16 protein-coding genes, 3 tRNA genes and 1 pseudogene are annotated in these 17,007 nt (G+C 57.7%); 10 read left to right on the top strand and 10 right to left on the bottom strand.

What is annotated here, in order from left to right; genetic code table 11:
• Positions 1–117 precede the first annotated feature (117 nt).
• Positions 118–1,203: an ABC transporter substrate-binding protein gene (locus ACBR42_RS02230; RefSeq protein ID WP_102323353.1), complete on the bottom strand. Its 1,086-nt coding sequence runs from the start codon at positions 1,201–1,203 to the stop codon at positions 118–120.
• 141 nt (positions 1,204–1,344) lie between these two features.
• On the opposite strand from ACBR42_RS02230, the gene ACBR42_RS02235 reads away from it, so the two are divergent.
• Positions 1,345–1,420, top strand: a tRNA-Asn gene (locus ACBR42_RS02235).
• Between the two features lie 372 nt (positions 1,421–1,792).
• Here ACBR42_RS02235 and ACBR42_RS02240 read toward each other — a convergent pair.
• Entirely contained in the window at positions 1,793–2,278 is a 486-nt protein-coding gene (locus ACBR42_RS02240) for a heme-binding protein (RefSeq protein WP_371207314.1), read from the bottom strand.
• Positions 2,279–2,445: 167 nt separating this feature from the next.
• Complete coding sequence (locus ACBR42_RS02245) at positions 2,446–3,402, bottom strand: alpha/beta hydrolase (protein WP_102323351.1); 957 nt, start codon at positions 3,400–3,402, stop codon at positions 2,446–2,448.
• A 611-nt stretch (positions 3,403–4,013) separates the two neighbouring features.
• On the opposite strand from ACBR42_RS02245, the gene ACBR42_RS02250 reads away from it, so the two are divergent.
• Positions 4,014–5,240, top strand: coding sequence for a cation:proton antiporter (locus tag ACBR42_RS02250; RefSeq protein WP_371207188.1), 1,227 nt, complete (start codon positions 4,014–4,016; stop codon positions 5,238–5,240).
• 17 nt (positions 5,241–5,257) lie between these two features.
• Here ACBR42_RS02250 and ACBR42_RS02255 read toward each other — a convergent pair whose 3' ends face one another.
• Positions 5,258–6,526: an MFS transporter gene (locus ACBR42_RS02255; RefSeq protein ID WP_371207189.1), complete on the bottom strand. Its 1,269-nt coding sequence runs from the start codon at positions 6,524–6,526 to the stop codon at positions 5,258–5,260.
• A gap of 104 nt (positions 6,527–6,630) precedes the next feature.
• Between ACBR42_RS02255 and ACBR42_RS02260 the strand changes: the two genes are divergently transcribed.
• The 6 genes and pseudogenes from ACBR42_RS02260 (at position 6,631) to ACBR42_RS02285 (ending at position 9,366) form a co-directional block, all read left to right on the top strand.
• Complete coding sequence (locus tag ACBR42_RS02260) at positions 6,631–6,996, top strand: tRNA-binding protein (RefSeq protein ID WP_102324163.1); 366 nt, start codon at positions 6,631–6,633, stop codon at positions 6,994–6,996.
• The gene (gpt, locus tag ACBR42_RS02265) at positions 6,996–7,478 is read left to right on the top strand and encodes a xanthine phosphoribosyltransferase (protein WP_102323348.1); all 483 of its coding nucleotides are present in this window, start codon (positions 6,996–6,998) and stop codon (positions 7,476–7,478) included. The genes ACBR42_RS02260 and gpt overlap by 1 nt, the downstream gene beginning before the upstream one ends.
• A 145-nt stretch (positions 7,479–7,623) precedes the next feature.
• Positions 7,624–7,700: transfer RNA gene (locus ACBR42_RS02270), tRNA-Pro, on the top strand.
• Positions 7,701–7,721: 21 nt separating this feature from the next.
• Positions 7,722–8,027, top strand: a complete 306-nt coding sequence (locus ACBR42_RS02275) for an ETC complex I subunit (protein WP_102323347.1) — start codon at positions 7,722–7,724, stop codon at positions 8,025–8,027.
• Between the two features lie 27 nt (positions 8,028–8,054).
• Positions 8,055–8,131 (top strand) — tRNA-Arg (locus ACBR42_RS02280).
• 457 nt (positions 8,132–8,588) lie between these two features.
• Positions 8,589–9,366, top strand: a pseudogene (locus ACBR42_RS02285) (IS5 family transposase).
• Here the strand turns inward: ACBR42_RS02285 and ACBR42_RS02290 are convergent.
• Both ACBR42_RS02290 and ACBR42_RS02295 read right to left on the bottom strand, forming a co-directional pair.
• The gene (locus ACBR42_RS02290; RefSeq protein ID WP_371207190.1) at positions 9,363–9,701 is read right to left on the bottom strand and encodes a DUF1493 family protein; all 339 of its coding nucleotides are present in this window, start codon (positions 9,699–9,701) and stop codon (positions 9,363–9,365) included. The pseudogene ACBR42_RS02285 and the gene ACBR42_RS02290 overlap by 4 nt on opposite strands.
• Complete coding sequence (locus ACBR42_RS02295; RefSeq protein WP_371207191.1) at positions 9,695–10,276, bottom strand: STM2901 family protein; 582 nt, start codon at positions 10,274–10,276, stop codon at positions 9,695–9,697. The genes ACBR42_RS02290 and ACBR42_RS02295 overlap by 7 nt, the downstream gene beginning before the upstream one ends.
• 293 nt (positions 10,277–10,569) lie before the next feature.
• Between ACBR42_RS02295 and ACBR42_RS02300 the strand changes: the two genes are divergently transcribed.
• Together ACBR42_RS02300 and ACBR42_RS02305 are read left to right on the top strand one after the other, a co-directional pair.
• Complete coding sequence (locus ACBR42_RS02300) at positions 10,570–11,094, top strand: GrpB family protein (RefSeq protein ID WP_371207192.1); 525 nt, start codon at positions 10,570–10,572, stop codon at positions 11,092–11,094.
• Positions 11,095–11,271: 177 nt separating this feature from the next.
• On the top strand, positions 11,272–11,721 hold the full coding sequence (locus ACBR42_RS02305) for a YaiI/YqxD family protein (RefSeq protein ID WP_371207193.1): 450 nt from the start codon (positions 11,272–11,274) through the stop codon (positions 11,719–11,721).
• A gap of 159 nt (positions 11,722–11,880) precedes the next feature.
• Here the strand turns inward: ACBR42_RS02305 and ACBR42_RS02310 are convergent, their stop codons facing one another.
• The 4 genes from ACBR42_RS02310 to ACBR42_RS02325 form a co-directional block, all read right to left on the bottom strand.
• Positions 11,881–12,450: an IS5 family transposase gene (locus ACBR42_RS02310; protein ID WP_371207194.1), complete on the bottom strand. Its 570-nt coding sequence runs from the start codon at positions 12,448–12,450 to the stop codon at positions 11,881–11,883.
• Positions 12,451–12,540: 90 nt separating this feature from the next.
• Entirely contained in the window at positions 12,541–13,920 is a 1,380-nt protein-coding gene (locus ACBR42_RS02315; RefSeq protein ID WP_102323340.1) for a lipopolysaccharide biosynthesis protein, read from the bottom strand.
• Positions 13,921–14,111: 191 nt separating this feature from the next.
• Positions 14,112–15,437 carry an O-antigen ligase family protein gene (locus tag ACBR42_RS02320; RefSeq protein WP_371207195.1) on the bottom strand — a complete coding sequence of 442 codons (1,326 nt, stop codon included), beginning with the start codon at positions 15,435–15,437 and terminating at the stop codon, positions 14,112–14,114.
• Positions 15,438–16,121: 684 nt separating this feature from the next.
• Entirely contained in the window at positions 16,122–16,856 is a 735-nt protein-coding gene (locus tag ACBR42_RS02325; protein ID WP_371207196.1) for an aspartyl/asparaginyl beta-hydroxylase domain-containing protein, read from the bottom strand.
• Positions 16,857–17,007 lie beyond the last annotated feature (151 nt).

Here is a 17,007-nt window from a genome sequence, read left to right on the forward strand (position 1 = left end):
ATGCAGCACACGCGGAGAAGGATTTCCTGATCCGCGACAGGGCGCGACGGGGCGAAAAGCCCCGTCAGATCCCACTGGTCGCACATGGAGACAGCATGATCGGTTATAAAGCCTGCATCACGGGCCAGTACCCTGACCGTGGTGCAGGACATCGGCAGAAATCCGGCGTGCGTAACCTGCCGAATCAAGGCTGTCAGGAAAAATGGCCAGTAGCTTGAGTTCATCTATGTAACGCGCAAGCTGGGTTTTAAGGTCGTTGCCGACAGGGCTGATCCCCAACACTTCGTGACGCATCATCTGCAAGATTTCGTCCTGGCGCATGCCTTCCACCCGGCCATCCAGCAGGGTCGCGGCCTCGGCCATATGGGTGGGCAGCCAGTGCGCGGCATTATACAGCGCCAGCACGAGGGCTACGGCAGCAGATGGGGTCTGTTGCAGCAGATCCGTCGCGACACCCAGCGCAAGATTGGTGCGCCGCGCATACAGGCCGCTGACGCTATTGACCAGTTCGACCAGATCCAGCGCCCGATTGCCCAGCAACTGCCATGCCAGCGGATCATGCACCGCCACGGCATCAACACTACCCGCCATCAATGCATCATCAATCTGGTCGGGCGGCATGATGATCCAGTTCGGCGCGGTATCGGGATTAAGCCCCTTGCGCCGCAGGATGACGGAAAAGAACAGCCGGTCCGCCATGTCGGCGTTCAGGACCGCAATCCTGCGCCCGGCAAGATCCTCGATCTTGGCAAGCCTGAGCCGCCGCCGTGTCAGCAGGCGGAACGTGCCTGCCTGCAATCCCATGACCAGCCGGGCCGGCAGGTCCGCATTGGCCTGATAGGCCTGCAGCCATGTCAGCACCGGGGCGACGGCGGCCATGCAGCGCCCCGCCTGCAGATCGGCTATGGCGTCACGCCCCGTCTGCGCGCCGGTACGCAGGATGACATTCAGCCGATACTGCGAAAAGAAGTCCTGCCTCAGCCCGACATTATAAAGCGTTGAAGCGGCGGCATTGGGCCATGACAGGGTCAGGTCATGCGGTTCGCCATCCAGCAGGGCGTCATCGCGCCGGACAAGACGGGCCTGCTGGCGGCTTTGCACCCATTGCGCCCCGACAACGGCGCAGCCTGCCCCGACCAGCAACGGCATGACCGCGCGGCGTAGCAGGCGTGGCGGCTTCGCGTCCGTGTTCCCATCTACCATTGGCTGCGGTTTCTCCTGATCTGCGAAGGTCTTACCGTTCTTTTTCCCGGCATGGTCTCCCTTATTTCCCTTTTTGAAAAAAAGTTCAAAAGGGGGGTTTACGCCCCCCCATCACTGTGGCTATAAGCTGCTCAACGCTGATCCCGAATAGCTCAGTTGGTAGAGCAAGCGACTGTTAATCGCTGGGTCGTAGGTTCGAGTCCTACTTCGGGAGCCACCTTTCCTTAAAATCAGTTTACGCATGTCGGTTAGGGACTTCCCTATCTGACCGGTGCGTTTTGTCGTGTACGCATGCTGGCAATGGACCGGCAAGGACATCGCCAGCCGCGAGGTCCGTGCACCGACTGCATGCTATCGCAATGCGTGGCGATACTGTTGGACTGTTGCAGTTTGTTCAGGACGCGCCACAACGCCGTGCGACAGACATGATGACTTACCGATAATAGCCGAGGGCGCTTGTCGGCCTGCTCCAGAGCAAGACATCTCTGTGCCTGACTTCAAGCGAACTGACGCACCGACACGACATAATCGGAATGCAGATTCATTGCAGGGCACCAGCGCGGCTGACCACGCCGGTCGCCAGCCTGTCCTAGCGGAAATCAGCCCTGAATTTTGTTACCGCAGCCTGTGCGCAGGCTTCATCCTTGTCACCACCCGGCGCACCCGAAACCCCGATCCCACCGAGCACGGCATTATCCGACACCCGGCGCAGCGTGACCCCACCGGGCACAAACAGGACTTCCGGAATTGTATTGAGCGCCCCATTAGGCGGGCCACCTGCCTTGGCGGCGATCAGTTCGCTGGTGCTGTTCAGGTTGAAGGCCAGACCATAGGAATAAGCTGTATAGGCCTTGCGATAGGAAACGGATAGCGACTGCAGCGGTACGCTATCCCCCTTGATGACGGCCTGCTGATGGCCTGTTGTGTCCACCACTGTCGCGGTGACGGAATACCCCTGCCCTGCGCAACTCCGCACAGCTTCCGCCGCCAGTTTTTCAGCCGTGCTCCAGTCAAGCTTGGGCGTAATGACGATATGGCCCTGCGCATGGGCGGATGCCGACATGCCCATCCCCATGAAAGTCGCCGCACACCATAGCTGCCAACCGGATTGCACCATGCGCCCATTCCCTGCCCTGGAGGGAGCATGATGCAGAACCGTGAGAAAAAACCGCAACAGCAAAAGCGCCCGTACACATAATAGTGCCCACCCCGGCACAATGGAGCCGGGGCGGGTTCAGGCTCTTACAGACCCAGCGTGCGCCGTAATCCCGCACAGTAGGCATCCATGAACCGGCGTGACAGTTCAGCCTCCGGCACAAACATGTCGAACACATGGTAGGCTCCGGGCACGACCATTACCTCCGTCGGGACGCCGGACGCCATGAGACGGCGGGCATATTCCAGATCCTCGCACAGGAACAGGTCCATCGACCCTACGCCGATAAAGGTGGGCGGCAGGCCGGACAGATCCTTTGCCCGCGCGGCGGCGGCATAGGCGGGCGTATCGTCACCCCCCGCCGCACTCCCCAGATAGGCTTCCCATGCGTATTTATTGGCCGAACGGGTCCAGACGAATTCCCCAAAATCCGGCGCGGGATCGACTTTCGTGGCCGTGCGGTCATCCAGCATGGGATAGATCAGCAACTGATAGGCCAGCCTGTATTCCTTGCGGTCACGCGCCATGAGGGCGAGTGCGGCACTCAGGCCGCCGCCTGCACTTTCACCCGCAACGGCCACCTTTTCAGGGTTGATGCCAAGCTGGGCGGCATTATCGTTCATCCATTTCAGAGCTGCATAGCAATCCTCGATCGCACCGGGATATTTGACCTCCGGCGCCAGACGATAATCGACGGACACGATCACAAAGCCCATACGGCTGGCCAGAACCTGGCATTTGGGATCATCGACCTCCGGATGGCCGGAAACCAGACCGCCACCATGGATATAGACCATGGCGGGTGCATTCGGCTGACGCTTGCGCGGGCGATAGACAAGCACGCGCACATCCGGCGCGCCCTTCAGGCCGGGCACGTATTCTTCCTGCACTTCCACATCCGGCAGGGGCTTGCCTTCGATCAGCCGCACGGATGTCATGAAGATTTCGCGCACTTCCGGCAGCGATCGCCCCGACAGGCCATCAAAAGAAGGCATCTTTTCCAGAATTGGCAGGAATTCGGGATTTACGACATTTTTGGGCATAATCAACAGAGTCCTCTTTTATCACAGGCAGCCACACGGGACGCCCTGATGCACAGGACCCTCACGCACGGAGCCGTGAGCAACCATGATCGACATCAAATAATATTAGATACATTTGAATATAAAATATAAATATATAAGATTATCCCATCAAATATATTTAAAAACAAAATCATATTAAATATTTATAGGATACATTTGCGCCATTTATATAATAATATGCGAATCAATTTATGAATGAATACAAGACATGTTATCGAATTATCAGAATTATCCATTCATTTATGATGATGAATTTTTCACATACGCACTGACCTGTTTTGTTTTTACCAGAACAACAAGAAGTAAAAAATAAATATCACAAGAATATCCGGCAGCTATCCACCACGCGGAATATGTAACACGCGATCTGAACCAGTGCTGCTGCGTGGCGTTCTATCCCAACGCAAGAACTCCGCAGGCCATTTGTCGCCGGAAGCAGAAACAAAAAGGCACAAAGAGCAGGAATATTCTTACATAACATATACTTCATGCAACTAAACAAAAATAAACCTTCCATACGGATTTTTTATATATAATATGCGCGGACTATAAATACGGAAGGATCACCATTGTCAGACATTACGGCGCTTATTCCTGATGTCGTCCTCTTTGTTATTTTTCCATGGGGGCTATGGCGGCTGCTGAACCGGACAATACCGATTGTTGTCCTGCCCATCCTTCTGGGTATCGGGCTGGCCGTAATGCATGCGCCGGTGCAGGAACTGGGCATCCCCTCGACCTGCGGTAACAATATCGGCTGGCTGGCCGTGCTGGTTCTTGCCTTCACTGCCGGACTGGAAATGTGGCAGTCACCCGATGCGCATGTTTCGGCCCATACCATTCCCGCCCCCACCCTTGGGCGACTGCTTGGCGGCGCGTTGATGGCGCTTGGTGGACCGTTCCTGATCGGGTCATTCTTCGTTTATTATTTCTTCCTGCCCCTGCATGGATGGCAGCCGCCCCATGTCGGACCGGTTATCGGCGCCATGGCCATCGGGCTGTGTATCGCCGTCAGTGCGCTGCCCGTGCTGATCGGCATCGTGCGCGAACTGCCGCCGGTCCAGCGTTCCATAGGGCAGCTTGCGCTCAAGCTGGCTGTGGTGGATGACGCGGCCCTGTGGATCGGGCTGGTCATGTTGCAGTTCGCCGCACGCGGTCCCGCCGCCCTGCATGGCTGGACAGGTCTGGAACTGGTGGCGGTGGCCCTGCTGATTGCGCTGGCGATCGCCAGCAACTGGGCGACCCATAACATGCGCAATCCGCCTGCATGGGTCATATGGATGTCGGTGCCGGTATATCTGGCCGCCGGATCATGGGCGAGCATGCAGCTCGGCCTGCATGAACTGATCGGGGCCTATTTCGCCGGGGCGCTGATGCCGCCGCGTTGGGTGGCGCGACTGCCGGTGGAAAAGGTGGGGACGTTCTCGCTCATCTGGCTTGCCCCCCTGTTCTTTGGCCATAGCGGCCTGCACATCAATGGTGATGCGCTGACATGGCCGTCAATCGTGGCGTCGTTCATGCTGGTGGTCATTTCCGTTCTGGCCAAAATGGGATCGGTCTACATCTTTCCACCCGCACCGGGCCTGACGCGGCGGCAGGCCCTTGGCCTTGGTTCGCTGCTGCAATGCAAGGGGCTTATGGAAATCGTCGCGGCCACGATCCTGCATGCACAGGGCATGCTGTCGGACTTTGCCTTCGCCTCCCTTATGGTGCTGGCCGTTGTTTCCACGGCGTTGACCGGGCCGCTTTTCCGCCTGTTCGCACCCCGCACGGGCGCAAGCGACACAGCACGGTAAAGATCGGGTTCACAATCCTAATCAGCCGTGATGTCATCCAGCCGGTCCAGATGCCACAGGGCCGGAAACATCCGTATCCACGCGGCGGTGACGAGCAGCGTGCCAACACCGCCCATCGCGACGGAACCCACGGGTCCGATCAGGCTGGCCAGCATCCCGCTTTCGAACTCGCCCAACTGGTTGGACGACCCAAGGAACAGCATGTTCACGGCCGAGACGCGCCCACGCATGCTGTCGGGCGTGCGCAACTGCACCAGCGCGCCACGAATGACGACACTGACCACGTCCGCCGCCCCAAGCACCGCCAGTGCGAGAATGGAAACCGCCATGGAACGCGACACGGCAAATATGATGGTCGCCACGCCAAATATGGCCACGGCCATGAACATGCGCGGCCCGGAGCGGCGGTTAAGCGGTCGCCATACCAGTATGATGGAACAGATCACCGCCCCGATGGCCGGTGCCGCCCGCAGCAGGCCAAGCCCCATTGGCCCGGCATGCAGGATATCGCTGGCATAAACCGGCAGCATGGCCGTCGCCCCGCCCAGCAGCACGGCAAACAGATCAAGCGAGATCGCCCCCAGCATGTCGGGACGCCCGCGCATGAACTGCGCAACCTCGATAATCGCGGCGCGGGAAAGAGGCACGCGCGGACGGGGCGTAAAGACCAGCGGAATGCACAATGTGCTTATGCACGCCGCCGCGAACCCGACCGCGCAGACCAGATAGCACACCCCTGCCCCGGCACCGTACAGCAGGCCGCCAACGGATGGCCCGGTCACCGCCGCCGCCTGGAACAGTGATGAGGATACCGCCGCCGCCCGGGGGAACATATGCGCGGGCACAAGGGCGGGCAGGAAGGTCTGCTGGCTGGGCATCTCGAACGCGCGGGCGGCACCGAATATGATGACCATGGCATAGATCATCCATGGCGTCGTCCACCCACCCAACGCGCCAATGGCCATGAGCAGGGCGGAAACGGCCTCGATACACTGGCATATCACCACGATCAGCCGACGGTTGAAATGATCTGCCGCATGACCCGCAGGCAGAAGCAGTCCCACCATGGGCAGGAACTGCGCAAGCCCAACCAGCGCCAGCGCCGTGGTGCTGTGGGTCAGGGCGTAAATCTGCCAGCCCACCGCCACCGCCTGCACGCAGGCGGAAAAGGAGGACGCCGTGCGCGCCCACAGGAAGGCAAGCAGGCCCGGATGACGCCACAGCGACACCGGCTGCGGCGTAAGTTGCGTATTTTCCGTAGTGGGGGATGGGGGTGCGGAAGGCATGGTCGGCCATCCTAACAGCAGTCACGAAAAATATCCTATGGTGGTCCCTGAAATTTGCGTTCCCCTGTTTGCAAATCCGCACCAACACGGGCAAAAGCTGTTCCATGACAGACCCTGCAAAGCATGCCGTCGTGCCCAGCACCCAAGGGGACACGCGTGACTGGCTTGATATCCGCGCCGGTACGGTCGTGGACGCCCACCCCGTGCATGAAGCACGGCAGCACGCCATGCGGCTGACCATCGATTTCGGCCCCCATATCGGGATGCGGTCGTCGGTGGTGCAGGTCAATCACCGCTATATCCCTGCCCGGCTGGTTGGCCGCCAGATCTGCGCGGTGATCAATATGCCCCCCCGACAGGTCGGATCCTTCCGCAGTGAAGTACTGACGCTGGGGATGCCCGACAGTAATGGAGAGGTCGTCCTGATACGCCCGGACGGCCGCGTTCCCGATGGAGGAAAACTTTTCTGATGGCTACAAGCTACGCAACCGTAACCTGGGACCAGCTTCACCGCGATGCCCGCCAACTGGCCAGCACGCTGATGACCCGGGGCCCGTTCAAGGGAATTGTGGCCATCACGCGCGGCGGCATGATCCCTGCCGCGATCATCGCCCGTGAACTGGACTGCCGCCTGATCGAGACGGTTTCCGTCGTGACGTATGACGAACAGAAGATGGGCCAGTCCAGCGTGGTCAAGAAGCCCGAGGCTGCGGGCGACGGCGAAGGCTTCCTGATCATTGATGATCTGGTTGATTCGGGCGTTACCGCCCAGATCGTGCGCAAGATGCTGCCCAAGGCCCTGTTCGCCTGCCTGTACGCAAAACCCGCAGGCCGCCCGATTACCGATATCTTCGTGGTGGAAGTCCCGCAGGATACGTGGGTGCTGTTCCCGTGGGACACGGCGCCGCTGTTCATTCCGCCGCTGGCCAGCAAGTCCGCTGAAGAGGTCTGATCCACCAGCCGCTTCCCATTACACGACGTGTTGTTCGCCGCGCCCGCCAGACCTGCTTGCCGCAGGACCGGTGGGCGCGGTATTTTTTTTGCAAGAATGTGCTTGCCAGAACAGCAGTTGCCACATAGTTTCCCGCTCGTGGTCGCGGGGCGTGGCGCAGCCTGGTAGCGCGCGTGTTTTGGGTACACGAGGCCCCCGGTTCGAGTCCGGGCGCCCCGACCATATCCAGGGAGACGGATAGTAATGCGAGCCCGGATTTACAGGCAGTCAAAACCCGCCGGCCAGTCAGGTCAGGCCACTACCCATACATGGATACTGGATTACGGGCAGAACCGCCCCCGCCATGTCGATACCCTTATGGGCTGGACCGGCAGCGCGGATACCCCATCGCAGATACGCCTGCAATTCCCCGATCAGGACAGCGCCGTGGCCTACGCCACGGAACAGGGCATCGCCTTCGATATCGAAATTCCGGCGCCGCGCATGCGTCGCCCAAAGGCATATGCCGATAATTTCCGTCATGACCGTATCCAGAACTGGACGCACTAGGTTCGATCTGGCACAACGACATGCCCCGCGCCCTTAGCTCAGTTGGATAGAGCAACAGCCTTCTAAGCTGTGGGTCGCTGGTTCGAATCCAGCAGGGCGCGCCATTTTTCAATGGGTTAGCAGATTCAAAGTTTGCATGGTTTGCAGATGGTTTGCAGTGCACTATGGGTCACCGCAGAAGTGAATCACCCCAGACGGCCGCGCGTGGCAGCGATCGAGACGACCTTTCTGGTCTCTCGATCCTGATGTTTTTCCCACAATTGCACACCAGCCACGGCGACTTCCGTGCGGCGGGCCAGATAGGTGTCGATGATCCGTTGACAATAATCGATACCGTGCCCGCTGATAGATGCAATTTGCAGCGTTGTGGCACAGCCGCGGCCAACCTTACGATACCCGTCCGACGAAGGTCGCGGCGCTGTCGATGACTTTCGGCAAGTTGCTCCCGGACTTCTTCTTTCGAGAAACCTTCCCGAAAAAGCTGCCTAGGTTCTGTTGACAAAAGGTCTTTTTAGACTGGCTTGGACGTGATTCAACGTTGGTCTTTGCGGAGACCGATGGATGCGTGGCGACCTGACGGACGAGGAATGGGCGATCATTGGCGGCCTGCTGCCGCCTGAACGTGGGCGTTGGTCACGACCGGCACAGGATAACCGTCTGTTTCTCAATGGAATGCTTTATGTCCTGCGTGTTGGTTGCCCATGGCGGGACATGCATGAGCGCTACGGAAAATGGAACTCGGTCTATGTGCGGTTCCGTCGGTGGGCAGAGCAAGGTGTCTGGGACGCTCTGCTGGAAACGCTGGTCGAACTTGGCCTGACCGATGACTGGCAGCACATGATCGACAGCACGGTCGTTCGGGCTCACAGCCAGGCGGCTGGCGCAAAAGGGGGACGCATAAGGAAGGCTTTGGTCGAAGCCGCGGTGGCTTTACGAGCAAGATCCACGCCCGTGCGGATGGTCAGGGACGCCCTCTTGGCTTCGACCTGACGGGGGTGAAGTTTCTGATTATTCCGGCGCTGATGCCCTGATGGACCTGCCGATCGTGACACCGCGCCGATTTCTGGCCGATAAGGGGTATGATAGTGACAGGATACGGGAGAACCTGCTTTTTCGAGGCATTCTTCCCGTAATCCCACCGCGTTCAAATCGCACAGCGGATATTCCCTGCGACTTCCGTCGTTATCGGGATCGAAACCGTATCGAGCGGATGTTCAACAAACTGAAGCAGTTCCGACGTATCGCCACACGATATGACAAGACAAGAAAATCGTTCCTCGCCTTTCTTAACCTCGCAGCCGTGAAATTGTGGCTACTGTCTTTTGTCAACAGAACCTAGACCCAAGCACCAACAGAGGCAGCGTGCGCTAACATGGCTATGGTTAGGGGCTTAGGATCTAGCCGAGAACGTTTTCTATTCACAAAGCCGAACAGCAGTGCACCTATGATTCCTTCACCCTCTTCTGGGAAATATTTTTCGAAATCAAAATTTTGAGCACTGACATCAAAGTGCTCAAAGTAACGGTGCATTAGGTTCTTAGCATCGTCGTTGTACATACGAAGATCGCCTCGCAGTGTCGTATTTTCTGTCAATTCGCGTGGTTTCGGGCCCGGAACTTGTTCAGAAATAAATGACAAGATTTCAGATAGCGCGTCTTCGTAAGATTTTACCATGCCATTTTGTCCTCCGGCTTGACTAAAGCGTTATAGCGTCGAACTGATTTCAAGATGATTTCAGTAACGTCCTTCGTCATGACGACATAGCCAACAAATGGGATGGTTCGCCCTACCCATGCTCCTAAATGTCTTGTCATAGCAATACGAAGAGTGAATAACGATTTTCCGGTAAACATCGGAAGACGAAAAGGTAGCTGAACGTCAATAGCTCGCCTAGAAGCCAAAGATGCGACTGACGTCCCTTTGGTAGCGCCCGAGGGCTTCCCCCGTGTCGAGATTACTGGCTGCCCACTTATAATCGCAATAGCCCCTACAATATCATCAATACCCAATTGTTCTTTTGTAGTATCAATGACAATCCACATGAACAAACGCTCTGCATTTAGACCATAAAGACCGTTGTATGAATACGTTGTCATAGTGGGTTGCTTGAGTGAATATTTTGAACGAGGCATGGAGATATTCTCTCTAGGTAAGAAATTATGCCGCTTCAATGAACAAAAAAATGTGTATTTTTGTAAAAATGTACAAAAATAACAAGTTGTCTGGAAGCGGCGCAAAAATACGACCACCTTACCTTCCGAGGCCTTATGCCTTTGAAGGTATAAAAACCGCCTTGTTCTTCATTTGTTCCACATTCTGCGCGCAGTGTCAACGATGCATCCTGTGTGCGGGATTGTCTGAGCCGATATTTGCTTTACGAAAAGTAACAGATGAGAGCGAATAACCGACATGAGGCGGCAGTCGCCTGTCTGCTTCTGGAACGCTGAACCGCTTCGCAATCTTGGTGAGATTTTTACCCACCGGCCCTTCCCAGAGATAAGGTATAAACTGCTATCATAACGGACCTCCTCATGGAGTTAATATGCCGCCGCCGATCACAGTAAGACTTGTACCTCACGATCCAAGGTGGGCAGAAAGCGCCTCACGCGAAGCGCGGCGCCTTCAGGAGAACGTCTCAGCAATCCACGCTGTCCACCACATCGGATCGACATCAATCCCAGGGATTGTCGCAAAGCCCATACTCGACCTGATGCCAGTGGTTTCGTCATTGGATGCTCTGGACTTACAACGTGCAGCGATTGAAGCACTTGGTTATCAGTGGCATGGTGCGTGCGGCATCGAGGGGCGGCGTTACTGCACCTTGGATGATCCAGAAACCGGCCAACGATTAATTCAACTGCATTGCTTCGCTAATGGTGACCAAAATCTCCGCCGCCACCTCGCCTTCCGAGACTATCTGCGCAGTTCACCTGAAATGGCGCAACATTACGAGCGCGAGAAACTCCGATGCGCTGGCCGCCATCCCACAGACAGCCATACCTATTCCGACTGCAAGAGTGCACTGATCAAACGCATCGAAGCTGAGGCTTTGAAGTGTTATCCTTAAAATTAGTCTAATAAGGCCAACGCTCAATGTAGCTGCGAGCACCAAATATCTATTGTCTGCTTTGCAGCATAAGGTCTTGCTGACCGGATGACTGAGATGAGGCGAAACCTGTCATCTGCGTCCGTGGTCGAGTGACCCGAGGTTTGCGGTTCATGCGATGCTGCGGCAGATTGGGGCATGGTCCGTATTTTCATCGATTCTGATGCCTGCCCCGTGAAAGACGAAGTCTATCGTGTGGCCGGGCGCTATGGCTTGCATGTTTTCGTTGTCTCCAACCGGATGATTGCGGTGCCGGAATCGCCGTTAATCGAGCGCGTAGTGGTAGATTCAGGACCTGACGTCGCAGATGACTGGATTGCCGAGCGCACCTTGGACAGGGACATCGTCATTACGGCGGATATTCCACTGGCGGCGCGCTGCATTGAAAAAGGCTCGTACGTTCTCGAACCGAAGGGGCGCCGTCTGGACCGTGATGCGATTGGCATGGCGTTGGCGATGCGCAATCTGATGACAGATCTGCGCTCGGTGGGCGTTATGACCTCGACCGGGACTGCGTTTGGGAAAGCTGATCGATCTCGCTTCCTCTCGGAACTCGATACGTTGGTTGTAAGGGCACACAAGTCGTGACGTGGCCAAAATAGCGGCTAATGCGTTGCAGTTCGTTTGAAATTCGAAACGGGAATATCCGGTTTCGGGTTGGCAGGATAATCCGTTGAGCGCCTAAAATGAGGCGACTACCGCCTGTCTGCTGGATGTTCACTGAACAGACAGGCAACGGGCGTGTCGTCAGTTAATTCCAATGATGGCGAAGACGAATTGCACGGCTATGAGGAAAGTTGACTTCAGCTTGCCGTAGCGTGTCGCTATGCCTCTGAACTGCTTCAGTCTGGCGAAGAACCGTTCAATGATGTCCGCCCTTTGCCCGGGTGTCAGGGAAAGAGCCACAGCCTTTCCCGCAGCATCGACAATGGCATGCATTTTGGTAGTCAGTCCGCCACGGGATCGACCGATGGCCTGATCCACCCCCTTTTTACAGGCGCCTGCGCTATGCTGGTGAGCGCGGACAATCGTGCTGTCGATCATCATGTATTCGTTGTCATGGTCAGCAGCCAGATGCCGGAAAATCCGTTCGATCACACCGCTTTCACACCAGCGACGCAGCCGCCGGTGCACGTTCTTCCAGTTCCCAAAGCGGACAGGCAGGTCACGCCAGGGAATGCCTGCGCGATAACGATACAGCACGGCTTCGATAAACAGACGGTTATCCGCAGCCGTCCCACCGACATGACCTTTGCGACCCGGGAGAAGGTCCTTTATCCGCTCCCACTGACCGTCGCTCAGACCATACCGTCGCATTCATACTCTCCCCGAAAAACAGGGAGAAAACATCACAGATCAGGCAGGAGTACAAGCGGCATAATCCTCCCGCTTAACTGACGACACGCCCTAACCCGTTCTTTCCTTCGCACCCGACGGAACCGTAGCTACGACGGGGGATATATCTTCAACCGGCCTGCGACCGGGGGCGACGCGGCGGAACCACATCACAACAGGGCGCAGGCAGATGCACAGCATGATCAGCGCCGCGACATCGGCGGCCGCAGCAGCCCCCTCCAGATGCCACAACGTTGTCATGCCATAGACCAGTGGCAGGTAGGTCAGCGTTACGATGATACGCCCCTTCAGCACCTGCGAGACCTGCCCGATAACGGTCAGCAGCGGCTCAAGCGGCACGACGCCAAGGCCCAGTATCGCACTGCCCAGCATCAGCATGATCAGATGCCGCCCCCCCTGCCAGTGAACATGCAGCATCCATGTCAGCAGGATATTGCCGATCGCCATCGCCACGCCCATGAGCAGGATGGAAAATCCGCCGATCATAAGGAACAGCTTGGTCGTGACACGTTTGATGCCGTACCAGTCCTGCTTTTCGCGCAGGCGGATGAATTCGGGGTAGAGTGCCGGCATCATAAGCTGCGCGGGCTTGGCGATCCCTTCACCAATCTGGCGGGACACGCGATAGACGGCGGCATCGGCCGGCCCCAGCAGCCCCCCCACCAGCAGCGTGCCGAACTGGTTGAAAACCGATCCCAGCACATGATTGCAACTGGTGGAAAGCGTGAAGCGCCAGATACCCGGCGCATCGCCGGACTTGAGGCGACTGAACAGGCTGAAACCTGCCAGCCCCCCTGCCCGCCTTATCTGCAGCCAGCCCAGCGTGGTGCTGCTCATGAACATGACAAGCTGCGTCCCGCTCCACACCAGCAGGTAGTAATCCAGACCCATATGCCACATGAAGCCAAGACCTGACCCCACCGTGCGAACCAGCACGCCCGACAGATCGGTCAGCGTTGTCAGCCAGAAGGAATTGCACAGCCGGAACACACCCGCCGACCAGCTTGTATTGGTATAGGAAATCGTCACCATATAGATCAGCGCCGCCGTCTGATCGGCGGCAGGCCAGCCCATATAAGTGCCGAAAAGCACCACCCCCAACGAGCCGACAAGCCAGCCCACACTCCCGCTGATATAATCGGCCCGCATACAGAATGCCAGCACGCGGGCGAACTGCGCCCGCCTGCCACGGGTAAAGGGATCAGTCCCGAAATGCAGCAATGGTTGCCATGACTGCAGATGCGTTGCGGCGGATACGGCGGCGCCGAATGTCGTCACCAGCATCAGCACACCGAACTGCTGCAATCCGAGTGCACGCACGGCCCACGCGACGTAGACAAAGCTGCACACCGCATTCGTCGCCCGCCCGGCGATCAGGAAACCGGTATTGCCAAAAATACGCCTGAGCGCATCCCGTTCCTCACTGGACATGGGCGCTCACACGTACCAAAGCCCGCGCACGGCAAAAACCCGGACACGTTCCCTCTAGACCACCGGCGAAAACGATAGCGCAAGCCCCCCTGGCTGAACTCAGGCGCGGGTTATGGCCAGCAGGCTGTCGTCCGCGATATCTGGCATCAATGCCCATGGCTTCATACTTTAATGCGCCGGGCCGGTTGCCGCTAGCCCCCTGCCCCCACGCGTTGCAAACGATTCGTAACCGGCGATGCCGCCAGCGCCCAGCCAACCGCCATGAACAGCCACCCCGCCGTGGGCTGGGTCAGGAACGAGCTGGATGACTGAATAGGCCAGAAAACCAGAAAACAGGTAATGGCCAACATCATCCGGCCCGGATCGCGTGCGGGAGACAGGTCCGTGCAGGCCACCCGCAACCAGCATAGCACCAGCGCCACATACAGACCGATGGCAGGCAGCCCGCCCATGGTCCCGATCAGCAGATAGTAGTTATGGGGGTGCAGATTACAGCCCGCCGCCCCGCCATGGGCACCTTCCGCCACGCCAAGCCATGGCAAGCCGTGGAAATAGGCCGGATCGGGACAGGCATGGCGAAATCCGTCAAATCCCAGCCCCAGCCATGGATGATGCCAGATCATGACACCCGCGCGGATAAACAGCATTCCGTAAGGACTGTCGGCAAAACCGTGCAGATGTGCGATGAAGTTCACGACCAGCTTCTGATACGCCTGCGGCGCCAGCAGGGGTGACAGCACAACGCCCACTGCCCCCAATCCGGCAGTCACCAGCATCCCGCCCCGCAGACGCGGGATCAGAACGCCCACTATCCCCATCGCCATCAAAAAGTGCAGCAGCGGCATGCGCTGGGCCACCAGCACCATGGTCAGCATCAGGCCCATCAATATGGCCGCCGCCATGGTGCGCCCCCGCCTGCCTTCTCGCATGGATAACGTCATGGCCAGCGGGAACAGGGTGGGAAGTGCTGTCATGACCAACGCATGCCCCGCGCGTGGTGCCCATAATGGACCAAGCAGCGCGCCATCAGCCCACCGGCCATACCCCATGAAGTTACGCCCACACAGATACTGCTGCCAGCACCCGGCCACCAGCCACACGGCCACCGCAGCATAAGCCTGCCCCAGCATCCGCCGCGTGCGGGCATCAGGCAATATCCATACCTGCAGGGCCACAACGAACAGGAAATAGCGCACGAAACACAGGGCCTGCACACCCGCATGAATGCCCCCCATTACGCCGGATGCAACAACAATGTCACCGCACAGCAGTGCCGCCACCACAACCCATGCCTGCCGTAACCAGCCCCAGTCCCGACATAGCAGGCAATGCACGACAAACAGCACGGCCACCACCGTCATGACGACTTCCGCCGGAGCCAGCGCGTACAGAAGCAACAGCGGCATGGGAATGACAAGGCCGGTTACACCCCGCCGCATCCAGTGCTCCACCCGCTGCATCAATCCTGTGTCCCACATGCCATCATGCACCACATATGATACGCAGCCCGTCCCCATGAAAAGTGTAATGTCCAGGAAGAGTCCCGATAGCTGTCACCGCCCCTACGCGGCCTCGTGTATGTTTGTCGTCCCGTTCATTCATCGGCGGGGCCTCCCATAACTCAGGCCGTCATGAGGCCTTGTGGGCGGAACGAACCGGGATGTAATGTGTAAAAAGTCTGGATGAACGGGAGCCATATAATCGCGGCAACAGAGTGACTGCCCGTACTTTTCTTCCTGCGTCACACCCTTGCCGCCGATAGCACATACATCTTACGGGCGTTTCCTGTCGCCCGTCATCTCAACGCTGAACCACCCCATTATCCGTCCCTGAAGGGCTTCGGATACCCTGAAACATATGAACTGGCCCGCGTGCTACCCTCGCCCGTTGCGGGACGTTATAGCGGGCCTGCATCGAAAAAGGGCAGCAGGACAGAAACCGGGAGCAGCACCCGTAAACCGCTACGCATGATCCACGTTGAGCCTTCACCCGCAGGAGGCTGCCATGCGCCATACCTTACAGTTCCTCACCATCCTTGCCCTAAGCCTTTGTGCCACAGGCTGCCACCACCCATCGCATAACCGCCCTGTCTACTGGCATGAAAATCAGGACCCGTACAGAAACCCCGACCAGCACTGGAGCCGGGGGCCGCATACGGATCACTGACACCGCGCAGCTTCAGGCTGGAGAAAACGCAGGGGTCAGGCAGTCTGGGGCGATTGCACCGCGCGATCATCGAGATTACGACGCACATCCTGCACGAAACGCGAATATCTGACTGCCGTGAAGAAGATATCCATCAGGACACGGGCAGGCCATCTGCATGGACGCCTGACCTGAATCAGCAGGACATAGCGGGTATCGTCCGTATTGTTCCAGACTTCATGGTTATAGGTATCGTCAAACAGGATCGACTTGCCCGCGCTCCATGGATGGACGTGCATCTGTCCGTGATCTTCAATCTGTATCCAGCATTTTTTCCGGTCACGCGGAACATGTAGGGCCAGATGGTAGGTCAGCATGGCCTTCGTCATGCCCCTGTGCCGGGGGATATGACAGCCCGGTTCCAGCACGGAAAACGTCGCCGTGCACAGATTGGGAATCCGGTCGATCAGGGCGCTGGTGACAGGAACGCGCGCACGGTTTTCCTGTCGCTGGTAGCCATACCCCTCAAGAAAGAAGGACCGCCAGCGTCGGTCGGCTGCGATGCGGCCATGGTCGGGTGATATGTCCCCAAGGGAGGGGATGTCCTCCCCCCCAAGCCGGATGGCCTCATCGCGTATCCTTTCCCAGTTCTGTTCCAGTTCCTTGACCCAGAACATGACGTGCGGGTCAAAGACCGCCAGATCGGGAAGCAGGGAAAACCGCATGATGAAAGCATCAAGCCGGTCCCGGATGCCTTTGGTCAAATGATAGATCGATTTCCTTGTCGACATTTTTACTTTCTCAGAACACAGGCAGGATCAGGCCATATTATTTCGTGAGATAGCGCATGAACATGCCTTCAGTTCGACATGTACACCTGCGTTGACAGCATATCACACCAGTAACAGAGGAAAATAATCCGGATTTCTGGTATTTATTGAT

Origin of the sequence: Komagataeibacter sp. SM21 (genome assembly GCF_041402665.1) — a bacterium.
Taxonomy (GTDB): domain Bacteria; phylum Pseudomonadota; class Alphaproteobacteria; order Acetobacterales; family Acetobacteraceae; genus Komagataeibacter; species Komagataeibacter saccharivorans.

What these genes read in the sequence shown, in the direction of transcription:
- ACBR42_RS02230 (WP_102323353.1), bottom strand. Translation starts at nt 1,203, where the DNA reads ATGGTAGATGGGAACACGGACGCGAAGCCGCCACGCCTGCTACGCCGC.
- ACBR42_RS02240 (WP_371207314.1), bottom strand. Translation starts at nt 2,278, where the DNA reads ATGGGGATGGGCATGTCGGCATCCGCCCATGCGCAGGGCCATATCGTC.
- ACBR42_RS02245 (WP_102323351.1), bottom strand. Translation starts at nt 3,402, where the DNA reads ATGCCCAAAAATGTCGTAAATCCCGAATTCCTGCCAATTCTGGAAAAG.
- ACBR42_RS02255 (WP_371207189.1), bottom strand. Translation starts at nt 6,526, where the DNA reads ATGCCTTCCGCACCCCCATCCCCCACTACGGAAAATACGCAACTTACG.
- ACBR42_RS02260 (WP_102324163.1), top strand. Translation starts at nt 6,631, where the DNA reads ATGACAGACCCTGCAAAGCATGCCGTCGTGCCCAGCACCCAAGGGGAC.
- gpt (WP_102323348.1), top strand. Translation starts at nt 6,996, where the DNA reads ATGGCTACAAGCTACGCAACCGTAACCTGGGACCAGCTTCACCGCGAT.
- ACBR42_RS02275 (WP_102323347.1), top strand. Translation starts at nt 7,722, where the DNA reads ATGCGAGCCCGGATTTACAGGCAGTCAAAACCCGCCGGCCAGTCAGGT.
- ACBR42_RS02290 (WP_371207190.1), bottom strand. Translation starts at nt 9,701, where the DNA reads ATGGTAAAATCTTACGAAGACGCGCTATCTGAAATCTTGTCATTTATT.
- ACBR42_RS02300 (WP_371207192.1), top strand. Translation starts at nt 10,570, where the DNA reads ATGCCGCCGCCGATCACAGTAAGACTTGTACCTCACGATCCAAGGTGG.
- ACBR42_RS02305 (WP_371207193.1), top strand. Translation starts at nt 11,272, where the DNA reads ATGGTCCGTATTTTCATCGATTCTGATGCCTGCCCCGTGAAAGACGAA.
- ACBR42_RS02310 (WP_371207194.1), bottom strand. Translation starts at nt 12,450, where the DNA reads ATGCGACGGTATGGTCTGAGCGACGGTCAGTGGGAGCGGATAAAGGAC.
- ACBR42_RS02315 (WP_102323340.1), bottom strand. Translation starts at nt 13,920, where the DNA reads ATGTCCAGTGAGGAACGGGATGCGCTCAGGCGTATTTTTGGCAATACC.
- ACBR42_RS02320 (WP_371207195.1), bottom strand. Translation starts at nt 15,437, where the DNA reads ATGGGGACGGGCTGCGTATCATATGTGGTGCATGATGGCATGTGGGAC.
- ACBR42_RS02325 (WP_371207196.1), bottom strand. Translation starts at nt 16,856, where the DNA reads ATGTCGACAAGGAAATCGATCTATCATTTGACCAAAGGCATCCGGGAC.